This is a genomic window from Photorhabdus sp. CRCIA-P01 (genome assembly GCF_003545805.1).
Taxonomy (GTDB): domain Bacteria; phylum Pseudomonadota; class Gammaproteobacteria; order Enterobacterales; family Enterobacteriaceae; genus Photorhabdus; species Photorhabdus antumapuensis.
This window is the reverse complement of record NZ_NMQR01000006.1, coordinates 80,716-100,544: the sequence shown is the minus strand read 5'-3', so window position 1 is coordinate 100,544 and position 19,829 is coordinate 80,716. Positions and strand designations below refer to the sequence as shown.

At 41.7% G+C, this 19,829-nt stretch carries 17 protein-coding genes; 11 read left to right on the top strand and 6 right to left on the bottom strand.

The genetic code is table 11. From position 1 onward, the window contains the following. Positions 1-73 precede the first annotated feature (73 nt). Both modF and modE read right to left on the bottom strand, forming a co-directional pair. Positions 74-1,549 (bottom strand): molybdate ABC transporter ATP-binding protein ModF, encoded by a 1,476-nt coding sequence (gene modF, locus D3222_RS06200; RefSeq protein ID WP_118985382.1) that lies wholly within the window; start codon positions 1,547-1,549, stop codon positions 74-76. Between the two features lie 176 nt (positions 1,550-1,725). Further along, complete coding sequence (gene modE / locus D3222_RS06195; RefSeq protein WP_118985381.1) at positions 1,726-2,517, bottom strand: molybdenum-dependent transcriptional regulator; 792 nt, start codon at positions 2,515-2,517, stop codon at positions 1,726-1,728. Positions 2,518-2,699: 182 nt separating this feature from the next. Between modE and D3222_RS06190 the strand changes: the two genes are divergently transcribed. From D3222_RS06190 to modC, 4 genes are all read left to right on the top strand, one after another. Then, positions 2,700-2,834, top strand: a complete 135-nt coding sequence (locus D3222_RS06190) for an AcrZ family multidrug efflux pump-associated protein (protein ID WP_118985442.1) — start codon at positions 2,700-2,702, stop codon at positions 2,832-2,834. 371 nt (positions 2,835-3,205) lie between these two features. Then, entirely contained in the window at positions 3,206-3,976 is a 771-nt protein-coding gene (gene modA / locus D3222_RS06185) for a molybdate ABC transporter substrate-binding protein (protein ID WP_118985380.1), read from the top strand. Between the two features lie 17 nt (positions 3,977-3,993). After that, positions 3,994-4,686 carry a molybdate ABC transporter permease subunit gene (gene modB / locus D3222_RS06180; protein WP_118985379.1) on the top strand — a complete coding sequence of 231 codons (693 nt, stop codon included), beginning with the start codon at positions 3,994-3,996 and terminating at the stop codon, positions 4,684-4,686. Next, positions 4,680-5,744 carry a molybdenum ABC transporter ATP-binding protein ModC gene (gene modC, locus D3222_RS06175; protein ID WP_198672756.1) on the top strand — a complete coding sequence of 355 codons (1,065 nt, stop codon included), beginning with the start codon at positions 4,680-4,682 and terminating at the stop codon, positions 5,742-5,744. Before modB ends, modC begins: the two co-directional genes overlap by 7 nt. A 195-nt stretch (positions 5,745-5,939) precedes the next feature. Here the strand turns inward: modC and D3222_RS06170 are convergent, their stop codons facing one another. After that, positions 5,940-6,758, bottom strand: a complete 819-nt coding sequence (locus tag D3222_RS06170) for a pyridoxal phosphatase (RefSeq protein ID WP_118985377.1) — start codon at positions 6,756-6,758, stop codon at positions 5,940-5,942. Positions 6,759-6,905: 147 nt separating this feature from the next. On the opposite strand from D3222_RS06170, the gene pgl reads away from it, so the two are divergent. Beyond that, on the top strand, positions 6,906-7,901 hold the full coding sequence (pgl, locus tag D3222_RS06165) for a 6-phosphogluconolactonase (protein WP_118985376.1): 996 nt from the start codon (positions 6,906-6,908) through the stop codon (positions 7,899-7,901). Positions 7,902-8,011: 110 nt separating this feature from the next. On the opposite strand, the gene bioA is transcribed toward pgl, so the two are convergent. Then, entirely contained in the window at positions 8,012-9,283 is a 1,272-nt protein-coding gene (bioA, locus tag D3222_RS06160) for an adenosylmethionine--8-amino-7-oxononanoate transaminase (RefSeq protein WP_118985375.1), read from the bottom strand. Positions 9,284-9,376: 93 nt separating this feature from the next. Between bioA and bioB the strand changes: the two genes are divergently transcribed. The 4 genes from bioB to bioD are packed head-to-tail and all read left to right on the top strand — an operon-like array spanning position 9,377 to position 12,989. Further along, the gene (bioB, locus tag D3222_RS06155; protein WP_118985374.1) at positions 9,377-10,414 is read left to right on the top strand and encodes a biotin synthase BioB; all 1,038 of its coding nucleotides are present in this window, start codon (positions 9,377-9,379) and stop codon (positions 10,412-10,414) included. Further along, positions 10,414-11,565, top strand: a complete 1,152-nt coding sequence (gene bioF, locus D3222_RS06150; protein WP_118985373.1) for an 8-amino-7-oxononanoate synthase — start codon at positions 10,414-10,416, stop codon at positions 11,563-11,565. Before bioB ends, bioF begins: the two co-directional genes overlap by 1 nt. Further along, positions 11,549-12,316: a malonyl-ACP O-methyltransferase BioC gene (gene bioC / locus D3222_RS06145; protein WP_118985372.1), complete on the top strand. Its 768-nt coding sequence runs from the start codon at positions 11,549-11,551 to the stop codon at positions 12,314-12,316. The genes bioF and bioC overlap by 17 nt, the downstream gene beginning before the upstream one ends. After that, entirely contained in the window at positions 12,309-12,989 is a 681-nt protein-coding gene (gene bioD, locus D3222_RS06140; RefSeq protein WP_118985371.1) for a dethiobiotin synthase, read from the top strand. The genes bioC and bioD overlap by 8 nt, the downstream gene beginning before the upstream one ends. Before the next feature lie 187 nt (positions 12,990-13,176). Here bioD and D3222_RS06135 read toward each other — a convergent pair whose 3' ends face one another. Together D3222_RS06135 and D3222_RS06130 are read right to left on the bottom strand one after the other, a co-directional pair. Beyond that, a complete protein-coding gene (locus D3222_RS06135) occupies positions 13,177-14,070 on the bottom strand; it encodes a queuosine precursor transporter (protein WP_118985370.1) in 894 nt (297 codons plus the stop codon). Beyond that, positions 14,071-14,685: a helix-turn-helix domain-containing protein gene (locus D3222_RS06130; protein WP_118985369.1), complete on the bottom strand. Its 615-nt coding sequence runs from the start codon at positions 14,683-14,685 to the stop codon at positions 14,071-14,073. It lies immediately after the preceding gene. Positions 14,686-16,276: 1,591 nt separating this feature from the next. Here D3222_RS06130 and uvrB point away from each other — a divergent pair. Then, positions 16,277-18,286 (top strand): excinuclease ABC subunit UvrB, encoded by a 2,010-nt coding sequence (uvrB, locus tag D3222_RS06125; protein WP_118985368.1) that lies wholly within the window; start codon positions 16,277-16,279, stop codon positions 18,284-18,286. Between the two features lie 318 nt (positions 18,287-18,604). Next, positions 18,605-19,330 (top strand): class I SAM-dependent methyltransferase, encoded by a 726-nt coding sequence (locus D3222_RS06120; protein WP_118985367.1) that lies wholly within the window; start codon positions 18,605-18,607, stop codon positions 19,328-19,330. The last annotated feature ends 499 nt before the right edge of the window (positions 19,331-19,829 follow it).

Sequence of the window (19,829 nt, the reverse complement as noted above, 5' to 3'; positions counted from 1 at the left end):
CTGTGATAATAATGTTGATGAAAATTGGCTAGACTCATGAGTAGATCCCCGCATAACGGGGAACTATCAGAAATCAATCAGAAACTTTCTCCGTTTTGTAGCAGTATAGATCACCATCAGGAATAAATATCAGTCGGTGAGTAATGCATTGCGGCGCATCTTCCTGATGATGAGAAACAAACAGTAGCTGAGTATCACCGTCAGCAATCATGATATCAATAAAACGTAATATTAACTGGCGGTTGAGGGGATCAAGCCCTTGCAGAGGTTCATCAAGGATTAATAAAGCCGGATGTTTAACCAGTGCGCGAGCTATCAGAACAAGTCGTTGTTGTCCCCATGAAAGGCTGTGAAACGGGCCGTTGGCAATCTGAGCCGATAATCCCAGTAAAGTTAGCCATTCATCAGCAAGTTGCTGCTGGTGATCCGATACTGTTTGATAAAGACCAATTGAATCGAAGAAACCGGATAGAATCACATTACGAACGCTGATACTGACACGATATTCCAGATGAATACTGTTGCTGATATAACCAATATGGCGTTTGATATCCCAAATGGTTTCGCCACTACCGCGTTGGCGGCCAAAAAGGATCAGCTCATTACTGTAGCCTTGAGGATGATCTCCGGTAATCAGACTCAAAAGCGTTGATTTTCCGGCACCATTTGGGCCAATAATCTGCCAATGTTCACCTGAATTTACTTGCCAATCTAGTCCATGCAAAATTGGCTGATCATTATACTGAACGATACCGTTACGTAGGATAATCAGCGGTTGATCGGGCGGTAGCTGATTATCGACAGGAAGTTCATCTGTTTCAGGTAAATCAATACCGTTCAGTTTTTCACTGTGTGCCAGTTGAGACACCAGTGAATCTGCCATCACTTTTTCTTTGATGCCAACAGAGGTTAGCTGGCAACCCGCTAGTACGCCAATCTGATCAACAAAATCTGGGATTTCACTGAACCGGTTAAGGATAAGTACCAAAACGATTCCTTTTGATGACAATTTTTCCAGTAATTCAGCGAGTTGACCACGGGCGAATGGATCAAGGCCATTAAAAGGTTCATCAAGAATCAGCAAATCAGGTGAAGCCATTAGTGCCTGGCAAAGTAATGTCTTGTGGGTTTCACCGGTAGAAAGATATTTAAAGCGACGGGAAAGTAAATCCATAATACCGAACTGTTTTGCTAGCTCTAGGCAAAGTTCATTATCTTTATGATAAATCTGGATAATTTCTGCCGCAGTGTGACCGGTATCATCTTCATCATCACTGAGCATATCAGTATTATTACGTTGCCATTCTTCTTCTGTCAGTTTTTGTAATTGTTCTTGAGAGACGCGGGCGCACCTGCGAAATGAGCAATTTCGTTCACCGGAAAGTAGGACTAATTCATTTGAAAGCGCACGGGCCAATGATGATTTTCCGCTACCATTAGCACCAATAAAAGCCCAATTTTCGCCGGAGGCTATTTTTAGTGATGATAACTGCAAGGTACGAGTATCACTTAAACGGAAGCAGCCTTGCGTTATTTGCAATTCAGACATCTTTTATTCCTTTTTAAGTAACGCAAATCTCTTCCCACAAATAAGCGGAATACCGCAGAATGTCAATATTAACTTTTAATTAACATTTAATATCGGACACTAGGGGATATGTAAGGTATGTAATACTATAATATTCCTGGATATTCCGAATTGCTCAGTGATAATAGGGTCAATTCTTAACATAGAGTTGCAATAATGACTTGGTCAGCATTAAAAAGTGCAGTGATTTTATCTCCAGCATGTAGTTTCAGGTTATTTGCTTCTTGATTGGGCAGAGTAGAGCAGAGGATTTCACCGCCATCAAGAACAATAATAATTTCTGTGTTCTCTTCGCCCGTTTCAATTTTACTGATCAGCCCTGTCAGGGCATTGTCGAAATGACTGATATAGAACTGCTCTTTAGTGAGTTTCACCCAAGGCGCTTTAATGAGTGCCAATACCTCCTTACCTGTTACCAAACCGAGACGGTTAGCGCTTTGTTCTGTTAATGCCGCATTCAGTGATGTTTGACCATCTGCCAGCAAGATGCGGATATGTTGTTGCACCTGATTATGGTCACGGTCAGTAATTGTGCCAAAGAATTGGTTACGGGCGCTGGTTTGCAGAGAAAAACGGGAAATTGCCGCTAACAGACTGTCGAGGGGAAGTTGGTCATCTTTTAGCACATCAAAGGCTTTTTGCTGAATTTGTGTCAGTAGATCGTAAAGTTGCAATAGACGTTCGCCATAATGGGTAAGATTTGTCCCGCCGCCTCCCTTACCACCTGTAGCACGGTCTACCAGTATTTCATCTGCCAACTGATTCATTTCGTTAATTGCGTCCCAAGCACTTTTATAACTGATGCCAGCCAGTTTTGCTCCCTGACTGATAGAACCCGTTGCTTTAATCTGTTTTAGTAATAATATTCGCCGTGGATCTGCGAATAACCGTTGTTGTAATTTCAGTGTCAGTAGAATTTCGGCTTGCATGATAGTTTTTTTTAGTAAATATAATCGTAAATTTTTATAGGCTAACCCGAAAAACGCACGTTTAGCCGGTTACAGTTGTCTGTCTTTGTCTAGAATGGTACTAATTATAGCGGTATTACCCGCTATGGTTAAAAATGTGTTATGTTGCTGGCTCATTTAATGAGCCATTGTGTGAGGCTACCATGTTTGAGTTGATTAAAAGTATGGCTTTCGCCCTGGTCATGGTACCGGTAGTGATGGCTGGAATTTTAGGTTTAATTTATGGTCTTGGGGAACTGTTTAATATCGTTTCCCGTATTGGCCGTTCCGAAAAGTAAAACTAATATTTTTTACACCAGATGCTATTCTGATTACCCGGTGATTAACCGGGTAATTTGTCTTAATTAATCATAATCAGTTCAATTTTATTCATTTGGTTTTTCTATTACAGTATTTTACTTCGAATTAAATTAGATATACCTAATAGATTTCGAGTTGCAGCGCGGCGGCAAGTGAATGAATCCCCAGGAGCATAGATAACGATGTGACTGGGGTGAGTGAAAGCAGCCAACAAAGCAGCAGCTTGAAAGATGAAGGGTATAGTAAAAGTTGCTCGCAATTTGCCGATTAATATTGGAACACTCTTCCAATTGACGTTATATCTTGTTATACACAACGAACTGATGGGTAAGAAACAGGTGGAAAACAAATGAAAAAGAGTTTTGGCAAACTGCTAGTCGGCGTTGTCGTTTCTTTTGCTTTGACGTGGCAAGTGTGGGCTACGGAAAAAGTCACGTTATTCGCGGCTGCCTCGTTGACTAATGCACTTGATGATATTGCGGCGCTGTATAAGCGAGAGCAAAAAGGTGAAGTGGTGGCTTCTTATGCTTCATCTTCCACTTTGGCTCGCCAGATTGAGCAAGGTGCGCCGGCGGATATTTTTATTTCTGCTGATCAACAGTGGATGGATTATGTTGCCGAGAAGAAACTGATTATTGATGAAACTCGGTTGACTATGTTGGGAAATCAACTGGTTCTGATCGCACCGAAAGCGAGTAGACTCAATAAAGTTGATATTAATAAAGAAACCAAATGGGAATCCTTATTAGAGGGCGGTCGTTTTGCTGTTGGTGATCCAGATCATGTTCCAGTGGGTATTTACGCTAAAGAGTCTCTGCAATATTTGGGAGCATGGGAGACGGTTAATCCCCTGCTAGCGCGGACCAGTAATGTGCGCAGTGGTTTGGCGCTGGTGGAACGTGCGGAAGTTCCGTTGGGCATTGTTTATGGTTCAGATGTCGTTGCGAGTGATAAAGTCAAAGTGGTAGGGATTTTCCCAGCAGAGAGCCACAAACCTATTGAATACCCAATGGCGATAATCAAAGACCATAGTAATCCCACTGTTCTCGATTTTTATGGATATCTGAAAACCCCTGAAGCCGTTGCAATTTTTAAACGTTACGGTTTTCACCCGCTTTAGGAATGGATTTTTTGGTTATGTTGAGTGAATACGAATGGCAAGCCATTATCCTGAGTCTGGAAGTTTCAGGTATGGCGGTATTACTTAGTCTGCCATTTGGGATTTTAATGGCGTGGATTCTTGCTCGTTTCCAGTTTCCTGGTAAATCATTACTCGACAGTATTATCCATCTGCCACTGGTGTTACCACCCGTGGTAGTGGGTTATTTGCTGTTGATCAGCATGGGGCGTCGAGGATTTATCGGTGAATGGTTATATGACTGGTTTGGGATCAGCTTTACATTCAGTTGGCGTGGTGCTGCATTGGCTTCGGCTATTGTTGCTTTTCCATTGATGGTCAGAGCGATACGTCTGGCGCTGGAAGGTGTCGATCGGCGGCTGGAACAGGCTGCTCGTACTTTGGGAGCGAATCCGTTTAAGGTATTTTTTACTATCACATTGCCGCTCTCTTTGCCTGGGGTTATTGTGGGCACTGTTTTGGCATTTGCCCGTTCATTGGGTGAATTTGGCGCAACTATCACTTTTGTATCCAATATTCCAGGCGAAACGCGGACAATCCCTTTGGCAATGTATACCTTGATTGAAATACCCGGAGCAGAAATGGCTGCGGCTCGTTTGTGTGTCATTGCTATTATTCTGGCGTTGATATCACTGATGATTTCTGAATGGTTAACCCGTTGGGGAAGAAGACGCCTGGGAGCAACATGTTAGAGCTGGATTTTGAGCAACAACTTGGTGATCTTCATTTACAGGTCAGCACACAGCTACCTACAGAGGGGATCACGGCTGTTTTTGGCCTTTCAGGCGCTGGGAAAACGTCACTGATAAATGTTATTGCCGGTTTGATACGCCCACATAAAGGGCGGATTGTCCTTAATGATCATGTGCTGGTCGATATTGCAAAGGGTACCTGCTTGCCACCAGAGCAGCGTCGTATAGGCTATGTTTTTCAGGATGCCCGGCTTTTTCCTCATTATCGAGTAAAAGGTAATCTTCAATACGGAATGTCTCTGGTGATGAAGCCAGAATTTGATAGCATTATTAGTTTGCTAGGAATTGAGCATTTACTATCTCGTTTTCCTCTTACCTTGTCCGGCGGTGAAAAGCAGCGGGTTGCTATCGGTCGTGCTTTATTGACGGCACCTGATCTGCTGTTAATGGATGAACCGTTGGCATCGTTGGATCTCCCTCGTAAAAGAGAACTATTGCCTTATCTTGAAAGGTTATCTGAAGAGGTCAACATACCGATTTTGTATGTCAGTCATAATCTGGATGAGATTCTTCGCCTGGCAGAAAATGTACTCGTCATGGATAGTGGAAAAGTCAGGGCAACAGGAACATTGGAAGAGGTTTGGTCCAGTAGTGCATTACGTCTTTGGTTACAAAAAGACACCCTTAGCAGTATTCTGAATGTTTCAATGGTTGAACATCATAATCGTTATGAAATGACTGCGGTAGCGCTAGCTGACCAGGCTTTATGGTTGCCGAAAATTGATGTTCAACCGGGAACTGATTTGCGTATCAGAATAGATGCTTCAGATGTTTCATTAGTATTGGAACCTCCTCGCGGCAGTAGTATCCGTAATGTTTTAGCTGTGAAAGTGGTTGAATTTTTTGATGATAATGGGCAAGTCGATGTCAAATTGGCACTGAGTGGTCACTATTTATGGGCAAGCATCACTCCGTGGGCAAGGGATGAACTTAATTTGCGGCCTGGGCAGTGGCTTTATGCTCAGATAAAAAGTGTTTCTCTTCATCGACAACTGTAATCTCAATGATATACCCAATGGATTTCAAGATGGATCGCGACGGCAAGGGAGCGAATCCCCGGGAGCATAGATAACGATGTGACCGGGGTGAGTGAGTGCAGCCAACAAAGAGGCAACTTGAAAGAGGACGGGTATAAATGACAACGGGGAGCCTATTGAGGGGGTCCCCGGACGGTGATTTTGTCAGACAAGCGATTAGAGCACGTACTTGCGAATAACTTCGGCAATACCTGGCTGAGTATTATCCAGTGTTACCAGATCGGCTTGTTCTTTAATCGCATCCACACTGTTACCCATAGCGACACCGAGTCCGGCGGTTTTCAGCATGCTCAGGTCATTAAAGTTATCACCAAAGGCAATGACATCTTTCATCCTCATTCCCTGTGATTCAACCCACTGTTTCAAGCGCATACCTTTACTGTTACCTTTCTTGGTAATATCCACCTGATCGAACCATGACCATTCACACGAAAGACCTGTGTCATTTGCGATTTGTGCAGTCACTTCCCGCAGTTTTACTAAATCAGGAGAACAGGTTGCAAATTTCCAGATAGACTGTACTTCGTCAAGAGCATGTTGAAAGCTATTAACATGTCGCATAGTTGGGCGTTGAGATTCAGGTAGGGTTTCAGACCATTTCATGGTACGGACAACTGTGTCATACGGTTCTTCATATAACATGGCATCATCCACATACATCAGACGGTGAATATCTGTGTTTTTTAAGTGGGTGAGAACTTTTATAGCTTCCTGAGTTGACAATGGATCTGAGGCTAACACTTTCTTTTCATGGTAATCATACAGATAAGTACCATTACAACAGATAACAGGAGTATCGAGTCGCAAAGCCTGATAAAAGGGGTGGATAGCGACATGATGACGGCCAGTGGCAATGAGCACCTTAATACCCGCTTTACGTGCTTCATTTAGTACAATGAGTGATTCTGGCAGGATATTCTTTTGAGGATCGAGTAGTGAACCATCCAGATCCAGTGCAATGATACGATATGACATAAATTAGCCTCATAACTATATATAATCTAAAGATATTACATTGGAGCTGAATAAAGCTACACCAATTGTGCGGTGAGTTTAACCGATAAAACCAATACAGCGTCGCGATAGCTCAATAAAATGGTAATGGATAATTAAGGAGTGAAGATGAAACAAGTGGTTTATACGGCGAGTCCAAACAGTTGTCAGATTCATGTTTGGAGCCTGAATAATGAAGGTGAGTTATCACTCATTCAGACAGTTGATGTACCGGGGGAAGTACAACCAATGGTGGTTAGCCCGGATGGTAAACATCTTTATGTTGGCATCCGGCCACAATTCAGTATTGTCACTTACCAGATTGGCTCTAGAGGGGAACTAGCACAACAGGGGATTTCATCAATACCGGGTAGTCCGACTCATATCTCTACTGATAAACAAGGTCGCTTTCTGTTCTCTGCTTCTTATAGTTATAACAATCTGAGTGTCAGTCTAATTGACGAACAGGGTATTGTGGGTGAACCTGTTCAGGTTATTGCAGGCTTGCAAGCACCGCATTCGGCTAATATTGACTGGGATAATAAACAACTATTGGTTCCTTGTCTGAAAGAAGATCGCATCCGAATTTTTGAGATGGCAGAAGAGGGTTATCTGACAGAAAAACGTGCTGAGGAAATCATTACGACAATGGATGCGGGTCCTCGTCATATGGAATTTCATCCAAATCAGCAGGTGATTTATTGTATTAATGAACTGGATTCTACGGTGGATGTTTACCGCAAGTGGGAAAAATACCGGACTGTTCAGACGATTGATTCATTGCCGGCAGATTTAGCGGGTGTTCGTTGGTCTGCGGATATTCATATTACACCGGATGGTCGTCACCTTTATACCAGTGAACGGACTTCAAGTTTGATCAGCCATTTTGTTATTTCGCCAGATGGTTTTAATTTGACTTTGGCTGGTTACTATAAAACCGAAACTCAGCCGCGTGGTTTTGCTATCGATCATAGCGGAAAATATCTGATTGCATCCGGTCAAAAGTCTGACCATATTTCAGTCTCTTCTATTGATAAATATACCGGTAAATTGACTGAATTGGCGCGCTATCCAGTAGGTAAAGGCCCAATGTGGGTAACGGTGTTGGCTTTGGTCGGAGTGTGAAGAGATTTTTCAAAAAAGGCTCCCGATTGGGAGCTTTTTTGATCGAGCTGAAATTCAGCTTTACTAACTGTTCGCAATAAATTCAAAAAAATTTGTTTAATAACAAAAAATTACAAATTAATTGCACTAGAGACGGCCTTTGTCAGACGTGAAAGTTGCTCCGGTTGAATAATATAAGGTGGCATCAAATAAATCAGTTTGCCAAATGGCCTTATCCAGACACCTTGAGAAACAAAATGGTGTTGTAGCGCCGCCATATTCACAGGCTGTTTCATCTCCACGATGCCAATTGCACCTAATATCCGAACATCAGCCACTTTTGCATGGTGTTTTAGTGGCATCAATTCAGTCTTTAATTGGTTTTCAATTGATTTAATACGTTGTTGCCAAGGGCTTTGTAATAACAAGTTCAAACTGGCTTCTGCTACGGCACAAGCTAATGGATTGCCCATAAACGTTGGACCATGCATAAAACAGCCTGCTTCACCATTGCTAATCGTTTCGGCTACCTTACGGGTTGTCAGTGTTGCTGATAGCGTCATATAACCACCCGTCAGTGCTTTTCCTACACATAAAATATCTGGCTCAATTTCAGCATGTTCACAAGCAAACAATTTTCCTGTGCGGCCAAAGCCGGTGGCAATTTCATCTGCAATTAATAGAATCCGGTGCTGATCACAAAGCATTCTGACCTGACGCAAATATTCAGGATGATAAATTCGCATTCCTCCAGCACCCTGTACGATAGGTTCAAGGATCACTGCGGCAATATCAAGGGAATGCTGCTCCAGTAAAGTGCGAAATGGCATGATATCCCGCTCGTCCCATTGAGAATCAAATCCGCACTGAGATGATTCGGCAAACAGATGGGGTGGCAGATAGCCTTTGTAGAGATTATGCATTGAATTGTCGGGATCACAGACAGACATAGCACCGAATGTGTCGCCGTGATAGCCGTGACGTAATGTCAAAATACGCTGACGCTTCTCACCTTTTGCTTGCCAGTATTGCAATGCCATTTTCAGAGCCACTTCCACTGCAACAGAACCTGAATCAGCCAGAAAAACACATTCCAGTGATGGCGGGGAGATTGCCACTAATTGTCTGGAAAGTGCGATTGCGGGTAGATGGGTAATTCCACCAAACATGACATGGGACATCTGATCAATCTGAATTTTAGCGGCTTGGTTCAGTACCGGATGGTTATATCCATGAATGGCAGCCCACCAGGAAGACATGCCATCCACCAGCTTACGGCCATCAGTCAACTCTAGTTCCACACCAGAAGCACTAACAACCGGATAAACCGGAAGAGGGCTAGTCATGGAGGTATAGGGATGCCAAATATGGCGTAGATCAAATTCAATATCAGAAGAAGTCATAAGGCTGATGTAAACTAATATTATTAAAATTGGTTGACAGTATAACGGCATTATTTAAACTGACTAGACTTTTTTCACATTGGAGATGTTATTGTGATTGAGCGTAAGCAATGGACAATTAAGCAGGCGCAAGAGCTGTTTGATAAACCTTTTTTCGAATTATTATTTCAAGCACAACAGATTCATCGTATCTACTTTGACCCACAGCAAGTGCAGGTCAGTACATTACTTTCCATCAAAACGGGGGCTTGTCCGGAAGATTGCAAATATTGTCCGCAAAGCTCCCGTTACAAAACCGGTCTCGAAAAAGAGCGGTTGATGGAAGTGGAACAGGTGATTGATTCTGCTCGTAAGGCTAAAAATGCGGGTTCAACACGTTTTTGTATGGGTGCCGCGTGGAAAAATCCCCATGATAGGGATATGCCTTATCTGGAGAAAATGGTTAAGGAAGTCAAAGCATTGGGAATGGAAACCTGCATGACACTGGGTATGCTCAATGGTTCACAAGCACAGCGACTGGCGAATGCAGGATTAGATTACTACAACCATAACCTTGATACCTCCCCGGAATTTTATGGCAACATCATTACGACTCGGACCTATCAAGACAGATTGAATACCCTTGATAAAATACGGGAGGCCGGAATAAAAGTGTGTTCTGGTGGTATTGTTGGTTTGGGTGAGGCGATCCGTGATCGGGCCGCATTATTGGTACAACTGGCAAATCTGCCAAAACCGCCGGAGAGTGTACCCATCAACATGTTGGTTAAAGTCAAAGGCACGCCATTGGCTGAGAACGAAGATGTAGATCCTTTCGATTTTATCCGCACGATTGCGGTTGCCAGGATCATGATGCCGTCTTCTCATGTTCGGTTATCCGCAGGTCGTGAACAGATGAATGAGCAGACACAGGCAATGTGTTTTATGGCTGGCGCCAATTCTATTTTCTATGGCTGTAAGTTGCTTACTACGCCTAACCCGGCGGAAGATAAAGATTTACAACTATTTCTCAAGTTGGGTATTAATCCTCAGCAGACTCAGACAGCATTCGGTGATAATCAGCAACAGCAGCATTTGGCAGAAGCCATCATCAATGCGGATAACGAACAATTTTATAATGCGGCATTATGATGAATTGGTCATCTTATCTTTCCCGGCAATTGTCTGAGCGTCAGGACACTTCGCTATGGCGTCAGCGGCAGGTCAATCAGAAATCAAATGGGCGTTTCCTGTATACCGCTGATGGCAAATATCTTAATTTTTCCAGTAATGATTACCTTGGGTTAAGCGCTAATCCCGCAATCATTTCCGCATGGCAGCAGGGAGCTGAACAATATGGTGTTGGCAGCGGCGGTTCAGGTCATATTACGGGTTATACAAAGGCTCATCAGCTATTGGAACAACAACTGGCTGACTGGTTGGGTTATCCAAAAGCATTACTGTTTATTTCAGGGTATTCTGCTAATCAGGGGGTTATTGCCGCGTTAATGACGGAACAGGATCGGATTATTGCCGATCGTCTGAGTCATGCTTCATTAATGGAAGCGGCTATGCATTCCCCCGCTCAGCTACGGCGTTTTCTGCATAATCAATCTGAATCACTTGCAAATTTATTGGCAACGCCTTGTGTTGGAAAAACGCTGGTGGTAACCGAAGGTGTGTTTAGTATGGATGGTGACTGTGCCCCGCTAGCCGATATTTATCGGCAAACCAGAACTTCTGGCAGTTGGTTAATGGTGGATGATGCTCACGGTATTGGTGTCTGTGGTAAGCAGGGAAGGGGAAGTTGTTGGCAACAGAAAGTCAAGCCGGAGATCTTGATTGTCACTTTTGGCAAAGCATTTGGATTGAGTGGTGCGGCGGTGCTTTGTGATGAGCAGACGGCAGAATATCTAATTCAGTATGCCCGTCATCTGATCTACAGTACTTCTATGCCCCCTGCACAGGCGCAGGCGCTTTCCGAAGCTGTTCGGCAGATACAATCTGGTGATGAATTGCGCCAACGCTTACAGCAGAATATCAATTATTTCCGCCAGCAAGCTCAGAAGCTGCCATTCGATCTGACAGATTCAACTACCGCAATTCAGCCATTGATTGTGAGTGATAATGAGCTGAGTGTGTCCTTGTCTCAGTATCTGCAACAAAAAGGGATTTGGGTTAAAGCCATCCGTCCACCAACAGTACCACCGGGCAGCGCCAGATTACGTATTACTTTGACGGCCAGACATATGCCACAGGATATTGATATGTTGATGGAGGCGTTGCATGGGTTCCGTAGCTGAATTTGCCAATAAACAGGCGATTGCTGGAGCATTTGGACGAGCGGCCGCCAATTATGATGTGGTGGCGAAATTACAGCAACAAACCGGTGAATTCCTCATGCAACAAGTTGGTGAGCATCCCGGCAAATTAGTATTGGATGCCGGTTGTGGTACGGGTTTTTTTAGTCACCGCTGGCGACAACAAGGGAAGCAGGTTATTGGGTTGGATTTGGCATCGGGTATGCTGGTTCATGCTCGTAAACAGTTGGCGGCTGACTATTATCTACAAGGGGATATTGAACATTTAGGGCTTGCTGACAGCAGTGTTGATATCTGTTTCAGTAATCTGGTTGTTCAGTGGTGTGATAATTTATCCAGTGCTTTAAGAGAACTTTATCGGGTAACCCGTCCTGGTGGATTGATTCTGTTTTCCACCTTGGCTAAAGGTTCATTGCATGAATTGAAGCAAGCTTGGAGTGTGGTTGATAACTACCAGCATGTTAATCAGTTCCTGCCGCAACAGACAATTAAAGATGCCTGTCAAGGGTTTCGGCATTGTCTTATTAGTCAGGTTCATCGTCAGCAATATTCTCATATATTACCGCTATTGGGTTCTCTGAAAGGGATTGGCGCGACCCACCTTCATTATGGGCGACGGCAAGGACTGATGACGCGTAGACGGCTGATTGCTCTGGAGCAGGCTTATCCACGGGAAAATGAACAGTTACCTCTTAGTTATCAGGTTGTTTTTGGAGTGATTCATCGTGACTAAGCGCTGGTTTTTGGCGGGTACAGATACCGAAGTGGGTAAAACAGTTGTAAGTTGTGCTTTGTTACAAGCGGCAACTAAAGCAGGATATAAAACAGCAGGTTATAAACCCGTTGCTTCTGGTAGTAAAATAACACCGGCAGGTGTTCGTAATTCTGATGCATTGGCATTGCTGGCAAATAGTTCTGTGTCTTTGCAATATGAAGAAGTGAATCCGCTAGTATTTGTTGAAGCAACATCACCCCATATTGCCAGTGATGACTTGAATCAACCTATTGATTTTGCTGTTATGTCTACGGGGCTGCATCAGTTAGAAAAGAAAGCAGACTGGGTTTTAGTTGAGGGCGCTGGTGGTTGGTATACCCCTTTATCAGAAGCGGTGACTTTTGCTGACTGGGTGGTTAAAGAGCAATTGCCGGTTATTTTGACCGTGGGGATGAAACTAGGTTGTATTAATCACGCGATCCTTACCGTGGAAGCAATTATAGGTTCAGGATTACATTTTGCAGGCTGGATAGCTAATGAGGTTGAGCCAGCAGGCAAACGCCAGCAAGAATATTTGGCGACACTAGAACGTATGTTACCTGCTCCTTTATTAGGTACGATTCCTCATTTAACGCAAGAATATTTTAATCATTTAGGGGGATATATAGATTTAAAATTACTGAATAATTAATTTCCAGATTTAATCTGGTGAAATATTATTTCAATGTCATAATGAATGATTACACCAATCTACCTTTGGTAAGGAATATATTTTTTTCCTTTTAATTATGTATAGACGGTTATTTAGGGCAACATGCCGGAATGATATTCCGGCATAAAATGATATTTTCTATATTCTGATAAAACTTGATCTCTATTTATACTTCGGCAAGTTTTTTATTCACTGGCGCATCTACTGGCCGGTTTATATAATTTCTGAATATCCTTCTTACCAGATAAATAGGGCCTACACCCAGGATAGAATAAGCCACTTTAATGAGAAACTGGGCAATAATCATTTCTTTTATGATATCTATACCGAGAACACCATAAAAAGCAATTGAGCAGAATATTATGCTATCGAATGCTGAGGCGATGACAGTGCTGGTTATTACTCGTAGGAAAAGATACTTTGAATTGGTGAGAGATTTTATTTTGCAAAGGAGATACGAGTTTATATTCTCAGAGATAAAATAAGCAAGAGATGATGCCAGTAATACAGATACGATGCTATTCACTATTCCATTATAAGTTGCACCAAACTCCCATCCAGGGACACTTGGCATCAGTGCGGTTCCCCAAAGACCTAGGACAAATAATAAGTTCGCTGCAAAAGAGATAATAATCGTTCTTCTTGCCAGACGTAATCCATAGAATTCGTTTAGAATATCGACCAGCAAGAAGGTGATAGGGTAAATGAAAACACCGGGAGGCGTGACAATATTAAGGATCGGGATATGAATGGGCTTCACACCACATATGGTAGAGAAAATATAGATAACACTGAGTGCGATGCTAATGAGTAAATAGGCTTGCCATGAACGCTCATGACGATCTCCAAGTTCATAAGCTGTTACGATATTACTGTGGCTGTATAATTTCCGATATATAGTACTGAGCTCATGTCTGCTCAGATCTTCTGAAATATCACTATCAACTAGCTCTTTTAACCCCATGGTAATAGTTTTACCTGTCGCGAGCACCATGACATTTGCCGATAATTTACCATATCTTGAAAATCCCAATAACTTAAACTTTTGATTTACTGTCATTTATACTCTTTCCCCTACGATATAGCCTAAAAAATGAGCGTCTCTGTAGGGTTTCCTATCGAGACAGTCATCGTTTTTTTCTTGCCGGATAAAGAACCCAATTTCCTTAGAGTAATACAATAATGGCGTATTGGTGACTAATGCAGGGGGACGTTTTATGATGATCACCTCACCGGGTATGAAGGTATCCTCTATTGCCGATTCGACTTTAAGAGCCAGCATGTTTGATTCATCACCAAAGAAATAGGTAAGAGGATACTCGGTAACAAGCTGACCTATTTTCTTCTCGGAAACGGCTAAAAATTCAGATTGTGGAACGATAGGGATAGCCGAAGGATTTTTATTGCCTTCGGTTGAGAGTGTTTCATTGAGGCGCTCTAATTGTTCAAGGTCATAATATTCTATTTCTTCACAGGAAACGCCGAAAAAATCGGAGATCCGAAGAACCGTGGATTGTTGAACGTTATTGACCTGTCCTTCCAGGATTTTATAAATGGTGGTACGGGTCAATCCTGTTCGGTTGGAAAAAGAGCTCTTGGTTTCTCCACGGGTACGTATCAAATATTCTATATTTTTAATGATATTTGTTTTTCGCTGTGCATTAGACGTTTTCATGAGAATCCTTTATGTAAAGATAACCGCATTACTATATATTACTTGATGATATTGTCCAGTGTGAAAAAACCACTCATTGTGATAATTTATTGATTTTACTTTTAATATCTTATTTTTATGATTATCTATATTAGCACATCCTATATTAGAAAATGCTCATGGATTTACCTTTATATTCTAAAAACGAAAGTTAAATCATATAATTAAGTAAAGTTCATTATAAAGTTTACACAAAACTGAACTTTATGTTTATTTTTATGTTGACTTTATGGATTTTATTATAATAATGTTAAGTTGTATTGATGTGTTTTTGGGTCATCAGATAGCATCAAACAAAATATTATTCTTATTATAAACCTCTCGGGGAAGAGCTACTTTATCCTTCGAGTTTGGAAGTGGATTATTTTTTTAGCACTAGGGAATCACCAGGAAAGAGAGGGAAGTAAAATAAACATCAGGACTGAAATTAATAAATCAATAAAATAGTAACACAGTTAACACACCAGGAAATGGCAGTATAAAGATGCTTTGGAACAGCAATCGATTGAAATTGTGAGTGATAGATACAAAGTAAGTTTTTCGATCGAAAATAGTCAGCAGAATATTGGACGTTTTATGAGGGCTATGTCGATTTGATATTTGTGTATCTATCATTTTTTTTGAGCGGGAATCTGCTATTGCTGAAAGCGTAGGAAACAGAGAATCCTATTTCCGCTTTGGTAAAGCACGACGCTCTCTTGAGTAACAGATTTCGTACAGGAAACTGTTCACCCGTTATCTCTTATTGAATAAAAATCCCAATCTAACCCGTATTATTTGCTGTTGCTTGATGCAGAAAAGGCAGTTTTTTTCGCTCAGTCTACAGAAAAAATCGATAATTATCTACCTTTAATGCTGGTAATATTGAACGAATATAATTTATTGATGTTTAATTCCTATGAGAAAATTCTTACTTTTGCAGCAAATTTATTCATTTTTTTGAAATGAATAATTGAGATAAAGGTCAAAAAAATAGTAAAAATTTTTATCGATAGAGGATACCTATTTTGTGGCATGATGTTGCAACCTCGTACAGTTAATAGGGTTTGTAGAGTTATCCACTATTCCTGTGGATAACCTTGTGTATTAGACTTAGAAAAGTTACGCGATGCAAGAAAATACGCGGCTTTCGTCAAGGTTGATGTTATTCTCGTCTTTGTTTTAATTATATTAAAAATCAATAAGATAACTAAAATCAAGCCCTATCTGACCTGTGATGATGTCTCATGTTGTCACCTTTCAGCCGATCATATAAAAAATGGAAAAATCAAGATAATTTTGGGGATAAAATGGTATTTATTTTGATATCAACGGATGTTTAATTGATAGGGAAGTGACCAACTTGAGTCCGTTTTTATAAAACCAACTTGAAGCTGGTTTTATATCCAGTATTATATGCCCTATGGATTTCAGGATGCATCGCGACGGCAAGGGAGCGAATCCCCGGGAGCATAGATAACTATGTGACCGGGGTGAGTGAGTGCAGCCAACAAAGAGGCAACTTGAAAGATGACGGGTATAGATGAATTAATGTTAGGAAAGTGAGATACCGATGAGTAAGGTGTTCAAATTACATTCTGACTTCCAACCGGGGGGTGATCAACCAGAGGCCATCCGTCAATTACAAGAAGGCTTGGAAGACGGGCTTGCCCACCAGACTTTGCTAGGGGTTACGGGGTCGGGTAAGACATTTACTATCGCCAATGTGATAGCCAATTTAAACCGACCAACGATGGTACTTGCTCCGAACAAGACACTGGCGGCTCAACTTTACAGCGAAATGAAGGACTTTTTCCCAGAAAATGCCGTAGAGTACTTTGTTTCCTATTACGATTATTACCAGCCGGAAGCTTATGTGCCGAGTTCCGATACTTTTATCGAAAAAGATGCTTCCGTGAACGAACACATTGAGCAAATGCGCCTGTCCGCCACAAAAGCTTTGCTGGAGCGGCGAGATGTGATTGTTGTTGCGTCTGTATCGGCTATTTATGGTTTGGGTGATCCTGATAGTTACCTGAAAATGATGCTCCACCTGACCAACGGTATGATGATTGATCAACGCTCCATTCTGCGGCGTTTAGCTGAATTGCAATATACCCGTAATGATCAGGCATTTCAGCGGGGGACATTTAGGGTACGCGGTGAAGTGATAGATATCTTTCCGGCTGAATCTGATGAGCATGCCCTGCGCGTTGAACTATTTGATGATGAAGTAGAACGGTTATCACTGTTTGATCCGCTAACAGGACAGATTCAATATCATGTTCCACGATACACCGTTTATCCGAAAACTCACTATGTTACTCCACGTGAGCGTATTATTCAGGCAATGGAAGCGATTAAAATTGAGCTTGAGCAGCGGCGTAAGGTATTGCTGGCAAATGGTAAGCTGCTGGAAGAGCAGCGTATTACGCAGCGTACTCAATTTGATTTGGAAATGATGAATGAATTGGGTTATTGCTCCGGCATTGAAAACTATTCCCGTTACCTCTCTGGCCGAGCTGAAGGGGAGCCGCCGCCGACCCTGTTTGATTATCTCCCTGCTGATGGTTTGCTGGTAGTGGATGAATCGCACGTTACCATCCCGCAAATTGGTGGAATGTACAGAGGGGATCGTTCCCGCAAAGAGACGCTGGTGGAATATGGTTTCCGTATGCCTTCCGCGCTGGATAATCGACCACTTCGGTTTGAAGAGTTTGAAGCACTGGCTCCACAGACAATTTATATTTCCGCCACGCCAGGCAAATATGAATTGGAAAAATCCAGTAGCGATGTGGTGGAACAAGTGGTGCGTCCTACTGGTTTGCTTGATCCGGAAGTGGAGGTGCGTCCTGTGGCGACACAGGTTGATGACTTACTGTCTGAAATCCGTATTCGGGCGGTGAAAAATGAACGGGTGTTGGTCACCACGTTGACTAAGCGAATGGCGGAGGACTTAACGGAGTATTTGGAAGAACACGGTGAACGGGTTCGCTATTTGCACTCGGATATCGATACTGTCGAACGTGTGGAAATTATTCGGGATCTTCGTTTAGGTGAGTTTGATGTATTAGTGGGGATTAACTTGCTGAGGGAAGGGCTGGATATTCCAGAAGTTTCTCTGGTGGCTATTCTTGATGCGGATAAAGAAGGTTTCCTGCGGTCTGAACGTTCATTAATTCAGACGATTGGGCGTGCTGCCCGTAACCTGCATGGTAAAGCGATCCTTTATGGCGATAAGATCACTGATTCAATGGCAAAAGCTATTGGTGAAACGGAACGCCGGCGTGCTAAACAGCAGATATTTAATGAAAAACATGGCATTGTTCCAAAAGGTCTGAATAAGAAGATTGGTGATATTCTGCGAATCGGGCAGCCAACGGGTGGCAAAGGGAAGGGCAGAGGTAAAGCGGTTGTCACGGCGGAAACATTCAGCAACCTGTCTGCCAAAGAGTTGGAAAACAAAATCTGCGAGCTGGAAGCGAAGATGTACCAGCATGCGCAGGATCTTGAATTCGAGCAGGCGGCGAATGTTCGGGATCAGGTTCAGGCATTGCGTGAGCAATTTATTGCCAATTCTTGATTAACGGGGTTTTAAAGTCCAATGGTACGGGTATGAGAAGTTACTCCAAGGTGTTTATTCTCCGGCATTGCGAGCAATTTTGTGTATTGAGAGCATGCCGGTGTGATGTACCGAGTTTTTCAACCGTACCGGCGGAATATCTGAAAATTACAGAGGGATGGAAGTAGTAAAAAAAACAGTCGCTTACTGTCACACTGGCTAAATGGCATCTATGACAAAGGTGTCAACAATCACATTAATATGAAAGAAGTTAAGCCATAGAGCCAAATCTGTGGTAGAAAGAAAATTATTAATGTTGGCGAGCGTTGTAAAATAAACATGACAAGTGCGAATAATAATGTAGAAAAATACTATGATAATGTATCTCGTAAATATGACGATCTTTATCTAGATGCCGTTAGTCGAGCTGAAGATAACATCATTCAAAAAAAACTATTAAAAATTACAAAGCCTGGAGACAATATTTTAGATCTTGGTTGTGGAACAGGATTAGGATATAGCTTATTAAATGGAATTGACTGTAATTATATCGGTATAGATATATCAAAAAACATGATATCAATAGCTCGGGAGAAATTTCCTGAAGTAACATTTCATCATGCAGATATAGTAGATCTTTCGAATTTTTCTAGTGGTAGCATAGATGTGATTATCTCACTAAATGGGGCGGTGTCTCATGTTGAGGATTATAAAAAGACGATTAATGAATGTCACAGGGTGTTAAAGAGAAACGGAAAATTGTTTATAATGCTTTATAATAAAAAGTATTTTCTGAAGCGCCAGAAAAATAGTGAGAAAATTTATTCTATAAGGAATTTTAATAAAGAAGAATCTACATTTGCTAAATTTTGGACAGAAGACGATGTGCAAAATGAATTTTCATCATATTCCAAAGTAAACATAAATGGATTCAATTTCATAGTGGATAAATTAAAAGGGAAGTTAAATTACCATATAGCATCTGCGCTTTTAAATATCGAATATCTGTTGCCTTGTTATTTTAATCGTTTCTGTCATTCATTAATTGTAGAGGCATCAAAGTGATATGGATAATTGTTATTTTAAGTGGTGTACAGTATATACCGTATTTTTTTTGATTTATATACTCAAAAAGTAATGCCTTTTGTAACTGGCTGGCTGGCTGGCTGGCTGGCTTTGTTTTGCTTTGTCTTTACTGGTAACAATAATTGCATCTGTCCAGCTGGGAACATATAGCATATTGTTATCTTGCGGCCTTAGCTTGATTTTTCAACTGGGTATTGTTATTTATGGTATATGAAATAATCTGGCAATTAAGCCGTTAACGTTTGAAAAGATAACTTTTGCTTTTGTCCTTTTGGGTGTCTTTTTATGGTTGTTTAGTGGCAATGCAAAGTGTGCTATATATATAAATATCATCATTGATTGTATTGGAAGTTTTTTTATTTTTAAAAAATTATTAAAAAAACCACTTACAGAGTCATATCTAACGTGGTTTCTAGGTAGTTTAAGTTCAGGTTTGGCTGTTTCAAAATTTTATAATGGATTTGATGCGAATACATTC

What these genes read in the sequence shown, in the direction of transcription:
- modF (WP_118985382.1), bottom strand. Translation starts at nt 1,549, where the DNA reads ATGTCTGAATTGCAAATAACGCAAGGCTGCTTCCGTTTAAGTGATACT.
- modE (WP_118985381.1), bottom strand. Translation starts at nt 2,517, where the DNA reads ATGCAAGCCGAAATTCTACTGACACTGAAATTACAACAACGGTTATTC.
- D3222_RS06190 (WP_118985442.1), top strand. Translation starts at nt 2,700, where the DNA reads ATGTTTGAGTTGATTAAAAGTATGGCTTTCGCCCTGGTCATGGTACCG.
- modA (WP_118985380.1), top strand. Translation starts at nt 3,206, where the DNA reads ATGAAAAAGAGTTTTGGCAAACTGCTAGTCGGCGTTGTCGTTTCTTTT.
- modB (WP_118985379.1), top strand. Translation starts at nt 3,994, where the DNA reads ATGTTGAGTGAATACGAATGGCAAGCCATTATCCTGAGTCTGGAAGTT.
- modC (WP_198672756.1), top strand. Translation starts at nt 4,680, where the DNA reads ATGTTAGAGCTGGATTTTGAGCAACAACTTGGTGATCTTCATTTACAG.
- D3222_RS06170 (WP_118985377.1), bottom strand. Translation starts at nt 6,758, where the DNA reads ATGTCATATCGTATCATTGCACTGGATCTGGATGGTTCACTACTCGAT.
- pgl (WP_118985376.1), top strand. Translation starts at nt 6,906, where the DNA reads ATGAAACAAGTGGTTTATACGGCGAGTCCAAACAGTTGTCAGATTCAT.
- bioA (WP_118985375.1), bottom strand. Translation starts at nt 9,283, where the DNA reads ATGACTTCTTCTGATATTGAATTTGATCTACGCCATATTTGGCATCCC.
- bioF (WP_118985373.1), top strand. Translation starts at nt 10,414, where the DNA reads ATGAATTGGTCATCTTATCTTTCCCGGCAATTGTCTGAGCGTCAGGAC.
- bioC (WP_118985372.1), top strand. Translation starts at nt 11,549, where the DNA reads ATGGGTTCCGTAGCTGAATTTGCCAATAAACAGGCGATTGCTGGAGCA.
- D3222_RS06135 (WP_118985370.1), bottom strand. Translation starts at nt 14,070, where the DNA reads ATGACAGTAAATCAAAAGTTTAAGTTATTGGGATTTTCAAGATATGGT.
- D3222_RS06130 (WP_118985369.1), bottom strand. Translation starts at nt 14,685, where the DNA reads ATGAAAACGTCTAATGCACAGCGAAAAACAAATATCATTAAAAATATA.
- uvrB (WP_118985368.1), top strand. Translation starts at nt 16,277, where the DNA reads ATGAGTAAGGTGTTCAAATTACATTCTGACTTCCAACCGGGGGGTGAT.
- D3222_RS06120 (WP_118985367.1), top strand. Translation starts at nt 18,605, where the DNA reads ATGACAAGTGCGAATAATAATGTAGAAAAATACTATGATAATGTATCT.